The organism is Nonomuraea sp. NPDC049784, assembly GCF_040659615.1.
Classification (GTDB): domain Bacteria; phylum Actinomycetota; class Actinomycetes; order Streptosporangiales; family Streptosporangiaceae; genus Nonomuraea.
In genome coordinates this window covers 1-6766 of the sequence record NZ_JBFAMX010000559.1, presented here as the reverse complement: position 1 = coordinate 6766, position 6766 = coordinate 1, and the positions used below count along the sequence as shown (strand labels likewise).

Genomic DNA, 6766 nt, shown 5'->3' with positions numbered 1-6766 from the left:
GCCAGCGCGGGCGAGCGCAGCGTGGCCTCCAGGAACCGCGGCTCCCCCGGCACGTGCGAGGACGGCGGCACGGGGTCCATGCGGGCGTACTCGTCCAGCCAGGAGGCGATCGTCTCCTCCGACACGCGCCGGCCGGCGTCCGAGCGCTGCCACGCGGCCAGTTCCCGGGGCGTGGCGCCGCCCGGGGGCGGCAGCGAGTCGCGGAGCAGGAGGAGGCGGAAGTCCTTGACCACGAGGTCGGCCGCGTGGCCGTCGGCGGCGAGATGGCACAGAACCAAGGCGATGTGCCGGACATGTCCCCCGGCCACCACGAACGCCACCCGCAGCGGCCACTCCTCCCAGTACGCGAACGGCTCGGCCGCCAGCCGCTCGCACACCTCCTCGACGGGCTCCGAGACCACCTCATAGGGAGGGCGGACCTCCGCCGAGATCCGCTGGAACGGCGCGTCGCGGGGCCCGGCGAGCCGGGTGCGCAGCGACTCGTGCCTGGCGACCAGCCGTTCGAGGGCCTGGGCGGCGCGTTCCACGGTGATGGGCCGCCGCTTGGGGGCGGCGAAGGAGCGGGCGATGTTGAGGTAGCGCTCCTGCGGGGCGGCTGCGACGACCGCGCGCCAGATGTCCTGCTGCCCCCAGGTCAGCGGCACAGTCAGTGGCACGTCGCAGGCTTCACGCATGGAGCCGTACGTAGTCCACCAGCGCGTCCAGGCTGTCGACGGCGGCCGGGTCGAGCTCGACCCCGAACTCGGCCTCCACCGCGTCGATCAGCCGCAAATAAGCCAGCGAGGTGACGCCGAGATCGCTCAGCCGGGCCTGTCCGGCCAGCACCTCGGCCGGATCGACCGCGCCGTCGGCGGCCTTGGCGATCATGTCGGCGAGCCGCTCGTGGAGCTCCCCATCCATCAGCACCTGGTGAACCCTCCCTCGTCGGGGAATCCGGGGCGAGTGTGTCACGCGGTGCCAGATGTCGGCAAGCGCCTGTAGGTAAGGGCTTGACGCATTTGTGCATTTTTTCTAGCGTCAAGCGGCACGACGAAAATAATTCTGGGGGTGGTTCAGTCGGCCCTTCCAGTGCCCGATCTCCTGACGTCCCGAGCCGCCACCGACCCCGGCCACGAAGCGCTGATCGTCGCCGGTCAGGGCAGCCTGACCCTGGCCGAGTGGGACGAGCGCTCCACCGCCGTCGCCCGCGCGCTCCCCGGGCCGCTCGAGGGCGATCGGGTCGCGCTGGTCTTCGGCGGCCGTGACTGGCTGGACTACGCGGTGAGCTGGATGGCCGTGTTGAAGGCGGGCGGCGTGGCGGTGCCGCTGTCCGACCGGCTCGCCCCGCCGGAGCTGGCGTACATGGTCGAGCACTGCGGCGCGACGACGGTGGTGCACGGCCGCGGCACGACGTTCCCCCAGGGCATTCCGTACGAGGACTTATCGCAGCAATCCGGCCCCCAAAGATCCGGTACGGCGGTCCTGCCGGAGATCGATCCGCGGTCGCTCGCCCAGATCCTCTACACCTCCGGCACGACCGGCCGCCCCAAGGGCGTCGCCGCCACCCACGCGAACCTGACCTCCCCGCCCGTGCACCCCAAGCGCCGCCCGTTCGCGCATTCCCGGCATCTGGTGCACGCCTTCCCCATCGGTACGAACGCCGGCCAGGTGATGCTGCTCCACGCGCTCACCGCCGCCCCGGCGGTGGTCACGCTCCCGCTCTTCACCCCGTCCCGCTTCGCCGCCCTCATCGAGTCGTACGCGGCCGGCACCGTCTTCGTCGTCCCCGCCATGGCCGTCGAGCTGCTGGGCGCCCGCGTGCAGGACCGCCACGACCTGTCCAGCGTGCTGCTGCTCGGCTCGGCCGCCGCCGCGCTGCCCCCGAAGGTGGCCGCCGAGCTGACCGCGGCGTTCCCGAACGCCACCGTCGCGAACTACTACACCTCCACCGAGGCCGCCCCGGCGCAGACCATCATGATCTACGACGCCGAACGCCCCGGCTCGCTCGGCCGCGCGGCCGGCGGCTCCAGGCTCAAGATCGCCGACTCCGAGGGCAACCCGGTCGAGCCCGGGCAGACCGGCGAGGTGTGGCTGCGGGCCGCCGCGCACCCGCGCGCGTACTACGGCTCCGACCGGGACGACGCCTTCCAGGACGGCTGGGTACGCATGGGCGACCTCGGCTACCTCGACGAAGAGGGCTACCTGTATCTCGTCGACCGGGAGAGCGACGTGATCAAGTCGGGCGCGTTCAAGGTCTCGACGCTACAGGTGGAGTCGGCGCTGCACGAGCACCCGGCCGTGGCGGACGCGTCGGTGTTCGGGGTGCCGCACCCGGTGATGGGCATGGCCGTGGCCGCCGCCGTGGTGACCACGGAGCCGCTGGCGCTCAGCGACGTGCGCGCCTTCCTGAGCCCCCGGCTGGCGGGGCACGAGCTGCCCTCGCTGCTGCTCAACCTGGACGCCCTGCCCAGGAACACCGCAGGCAAGGTCATCAAGCGGGAACTGCGCCGTATGGCAGAGGATTGGCAGCCTCCCCCGCCTGAAGTGAAGGCGAGGGATTCCAGCCCATCTCACGCTGAGAGGAGGATGGGTTGAGGTTCGCAGTGCACCGGCCCGGCAACCCGTGGCCCTTCCCGCGCAGACACGGCATGCCCTGCCGCCAGTTTGATGTTCCTGGCCGCGTTCACATCCGCGTTGCAGGCGTATCCGCAGGATCGGCAGCGGAAGACGGCTTGGCTCTCGCGCGCCTCCCGATCCACGATCCCGCACGCCGAACACCGCTGACTGGTGAATGCGGGATTGATCTTCACCACCCGGCCGGGAGCCTTGTGCTCCAGCCTTTCGACCAACTGTCCCCAGCCGGCCGCGAGGATCGACCGATTGAGCCCGGCCTTGGCCCGGACGTTCCTGCCCGGCTCGGCGAGCGTCCCTTTGGCCGACCGCGTCATGTTGCCAATCCTGAGGTCCTCGACGGCAATCACGTCGAAACGCCGCGCCAGGCCGGTCGAGATCTTCTCCACCCAGTCCTTACGCCGGTCAGTCTCACGGGCCTTCAACCTAGCGATGGCCTGCTTGACCGCAGCGCGCCGGCGCGAACCGCGCTTGGCCCTTGCCAGCTTGCGCAGCAGTTGCCTGAGCCGCGTCTGCTCCGTCTCTCGAAGGCCGGGCGCGGAAACCATCTCGCCCGTGGACAGCGCGGCCGACACGGCCACACCACGATCCACCCCGACCACCTCACCGGTGCCCGGACTCGGGATCGGCTCGGGGATCGCGGCGAAGGCGACGTGCCAGCGGCCGGCCCGATCCCGAGTGATCCGATACGACTTCACACCCTCCGGCACGCGGCGGGACCACCGGAACCGCACCCAACCGACTTTGGGCACCCGCACCTCACCCACTTTACGGGACAGGCGGCGCACATCGCCCGCCTTCACCGCGACGATCCGGAAGCCTTGGCTCCGCCCTCGCCTGCGCCAGGTCGGGCGGCGGTGAGTGCCGGCGAAGAAGTTGGCCATCGCCTGGGCGAAGTCCTTCAGCGCCTGCTGCTGCACGATGATCGAACCCACCCTCAACCACATGAAGGCGGCCCGTGCCTGCGTGAGCTGGCGGCACTGCTCGGCGAACCCCGGCGCGGATCTACGTCCCGGCCTCCAGTGAGCGTACTGCTCCACTGCCAAATTCCATACAAACCTGGCATGCCCGCAATGCTCCAACAGCACCGCCTCCTGGGCGGGCGTCGGCTGCAACCGATAGCGGGACACGCCCAGCAACCTACCGATCACCACCGACAAAACCAGGAGACCGCCGTGTCCCACCGTTCCACCGTTACTTCCTGTTCTGAAGGACGGGACGTCCACGTTGTGGGTGTCCGGTGAAGATGGTCCTGGCATCGCAGGCCCAGCACGGCATGTGGATCACCGAGGTGATGCACGCCACCGGCACGGCCTACCACATGCCGTTCGCCATGTGGTTCGACGGCCCGCTGGACCGGGGGGCGATGCTGAAGGCGTGCGAGTCGGTGCTCGCCCGCCACCCGGTGCTGGGGTGCGCGTTCGAGGACCGCGACGGCGAGCTGCATCTGGTGCCCGCCGTCGACCGGCCGCCGGTCGAGTTCGTACGGGCGGCGGACCCGGAGGCGCTCATCCGCGAGGAGATCGCCCGGCCGTTCGACCTGGGACGGGGGCCGCTGGCGCGGTTCACGCTGGTGGAGGTGTCGCCGTCGCGGCATCTGCTGCTGTTCGTGGGGCACCATCTGGTGTTCGACGGCGAGTCGAAGGACCTGCTGGTGCGCGACCTGGCGGCGGCGTACTCGGGCGGGCCGCTGCCGCCGCTGCCGATGCCATACGGGGCGGCCGCCTCGATCCCGCCCGAGGCGGAGGCGTACTGGCGCGAGCGCTGGCGGGACCTGCAGGCGGTGGTGGCCGGCGGCGTGGCCAGGACGGCGCGGACGGCAGGCCATGGCGAGACGGTCCTGCTCGATCTGACGGCCGAGATGTCCGGGTGGGAGCGGGCCGGGGTCACGCGGTTCGAGCTGTTCCTGGCGGCCGTGCACGCCCTGCTCTTCAGGTACGGCAACGCCGAGACGGCGGTCGCCGTCGCCATGTCCACCAGACGGCAGGAGACCAGGGACCACATCGGCCTGTTCGCCACCGAGTTACCCGTCTACTCCGCGCCCACGCCCGGCACCACCCTCGCGGAGCTGGCCCACGACCTGCGGGCGCAGCTACGCGAGCTGAACCGCTTCCGCGACGTCCCCGCGGCCAGGGCGGCGGGCGGTATCAGGCCGCGCCCGGCGCTGGCGCCCGTGTCGATCAGTTTCCGGCGGCGCGCGGCCGACGCGGCCTTCCCCGGGCTGGAGCTGGCCGCCGAGTGGAAGATGTCGAACCACATGGTCAGGAACGTGCTCCATCTGCAGGCCGTGGACAGCGACGACGGGCTCCTGCTCACCCTGCACTACAGCCCGGACATCATCGAGCGCGAGCTCGTGGAGCTGGCCGGGGAGCATCTGCGCGCCGTGCTGGCCGCCGACCCCGGCCTCAGGCTCGCCGACCTGCCCCTGCCCGCCGCCGTGCCGGTGCCGGCGCCGCCGGTGGAGGCCCCCGTACCGCACGCGGATACGGGGACGCTCGACGGCGAGCTGGTCGAGCAGGTGCGGCAGATCTGGATGGAGGTCCTGCGGATCGACGACATCGCCCCCGACGAGGACCTGTACGACCTCGGCGGCCACTCGCTGACGATCACGCAGATCAGCGCGCGGATCAGGAAACGGCTCGGCGTCGAGGTGCCGTTCGACGTGTTCCTCGACGATCCCACGGTCGGCGGCGTGGCGGCGGCGGTCAGCGAGCTGCGCGCATGATCTCCCTCGGCCAGGAGCGGCTCTGGTTCCTGCACCGGCTCGACCCGGCCGACCCCGCCTACCGGGTCGCCGTCGTGCGCCGGATCCGCGGCCCGCTCGACATCGGCGCGCTGACCGGCGCGTTCGCCGACGTGGTGGCGCGGCACGAGTCGCTGCGCACCCGCTTCCCCAGCGACGACGGCCAGCCGGTCGCCGTCGTGGACCCGCCGGGGCCGGTGCCGGTCGAGCGGGTCGACCTCGACACGCCGGAGCAGGCCGAACGGCTGCTCGAGGAGCGCGCGAACATCCCCTTCGAGCTGGGCTCCGCGCCGCCGCTGCGCGTCACGCTGGTCCGGCTCGCCCCCGATGACCACGTGCTCTGCGTGGTGCTGCACCACATCATCGGCGACGGCTGGTCGCTGAACGTGCTCATGGACGACCTGGCCACGTGCTACGCCGCCCGCGAGGACGGCAGGCGGGCGGCGCTGCCGGAGCCGGCGACGAGCTATGCCGAGTACGCCGAGGCGCAGCGGGCCGCGGACGCGGACGTGTCCTACTGGACGGCCGAACTGGACGGTGCCATGCCGCTGGAGCTGCCGGTGGACCGGCCGCGCCCGGCCCGGCGGGGCAGCGCGGGCGGAGAGGCGTGGTTCGCCCTCGACCCCGCGCTGGCGGGGTCGCTGCGGCGGCTGGCCAGGGCGGAGCGGTGCACGCTGTTCATGGTGCTGCTGGCCGCGTACCAGGCGCTGCTGGCCCGGCACACGGGTCAGGACGACATCGTGGTGGGCTCGCCCACGGCCGGGCGCGACCGGCCCGAGCTGGAGCCGATGGTCGGGCTGTTCGCCTCCACGCTGGTGCTCAGGGGCGACCTGTCGGGCGATCCCACGTTCACCGAACTGCTGCGGCGGACCCGCCGTACCGTGCTGGAGGCGATGGCGCACGGCGAGACGCCGATCGAGCGGGTGCTGTCCGCGCTCGACATCGAGCGCGACCTCAGCCGCACGCCGCTCTTCCAGACCATGTTCGGACTGCACAACGCGGCGGTCGGGTACGGCGAGGCCTCGACGTTCGCGGGGCTGGAGAGCGTGCCGTTCCCGCACGGGGCGCCGCCCGCGATGGTGGACCTGCGGGTGGACCTGTGGCCGCACGGCGACGGCCTGCGCGGCGCGTTCGTCTACAGCGCCGAGCTGTTCGAGCCGCCGACGGCCGAGCGCTTCGCGGCGCGCTATCGCACGCTGCTGGAGTCCGTCGCCCACCGTCCCGATGCGCGGGTGTCCGAGCTGGAGCTGCTGCCCGCCGACGAGCGGCGGCTCCTGGCCGCCTGGAACGACACCGCGCTGGAGGTGCCGTCCGGCACGGTCGTGGACCTGTTCCTAGCCCCCATGGTGGCCGCCATGACCGCGGCGGTGGCGGAGGCCGTACGGACGCGGTGGCGGGAGGCGTCGCGCACGG

General features: G+C 72.0%; 6 protein-coding genes. 3 read left to right on the top strand and 3 right to left on the bottom strand.

From position 1 onward, the window contains the following. Both AB0J09_RS51765 and AB0J09_RS51760 read right to left on the bottom strand, forming a co-directional pair. The coding region (locus AB0J09_RS51765; RefSeq protein ID WP_360709105.1) for a hypothetical protein at positions 1 to 674 on the bottom strand (674 nt) is incomplete at its 3' end. Further along, a complete protein-coding gene (locus tag AB0J09_RS51760) occupies positions 667 to 900 on the bottom strand; it encodes an acyl carrier protein (RefSeq protein WP_360709102.1) in 234 nt (77 codons plus the stop codon). The genes AB0J09_RS51760 and AB0J09_RS51765, both read right to left, overlap by 8 nt. 168 nt (positions 901 to 1068) lie before the next feature. Here AB0J09_RS51760 and AB0J09_RS51755 point away from each other — a divergent pair, with 168 nt between their 5' ends. Next, positions 1069 to 2574, top strand: coding sequence for a class I adenylate-forming enzyme family protein (locus AB0J09_RS51755; RefSeq protein WP_360709099.1), 1506 nt, complete (start codon positions 1069 to 1071; stop codon positions 2572 to 2574). Here AB0J09_RS51755 and AB0J09_RS51750 read toward each other — a convergent pair. Then, positions 2550 to 3740, bottom strand: a complete 1191-nt coding sequence (locus AB0J09_RS51750; RefSeq protein ID WP_360709097.1) for a transposase — start codon at positions 3738 to 3740, stop codon at positions 2550 to 2552. The genes AB0J09_RS51755 and AB0J09_RS51750 overlap by 25 nt on opposite strands. Before the next feature lie 116 nt (positions 3741 to 3856). Here AB0J09_RS51750 and AB0J09_RS51745 point away from each other — a divergent pair, with 116 nt between their 5' ends. Both AB0J09_RS51745 and AB0J09_RS51740 read left to right on the top strand, forming a co-directional pair. Next, positions 3857 to 5335: a condensation domain-containing protein gene (locus AB0J09_RS51745; protein ID WP_360709108.1), complete on the top strand. Its 1479-nt coding sequence runs from the start codon at positions 3857 to 3859 to the stop codon at positions 5333 to 5335. Next, positions 5332 to 6766, top strand: a 1435-nt coding sequence (locus AB0J09_RS51740) for a condensation domain-containing protein (RefSeq protein WP_360709095.1), incomplete at its 3' end; no start/stop codon positions are given. The genes AB0J09_RS51745 and AB0J09_RS51740, both read left to right, overlap by 4 nt.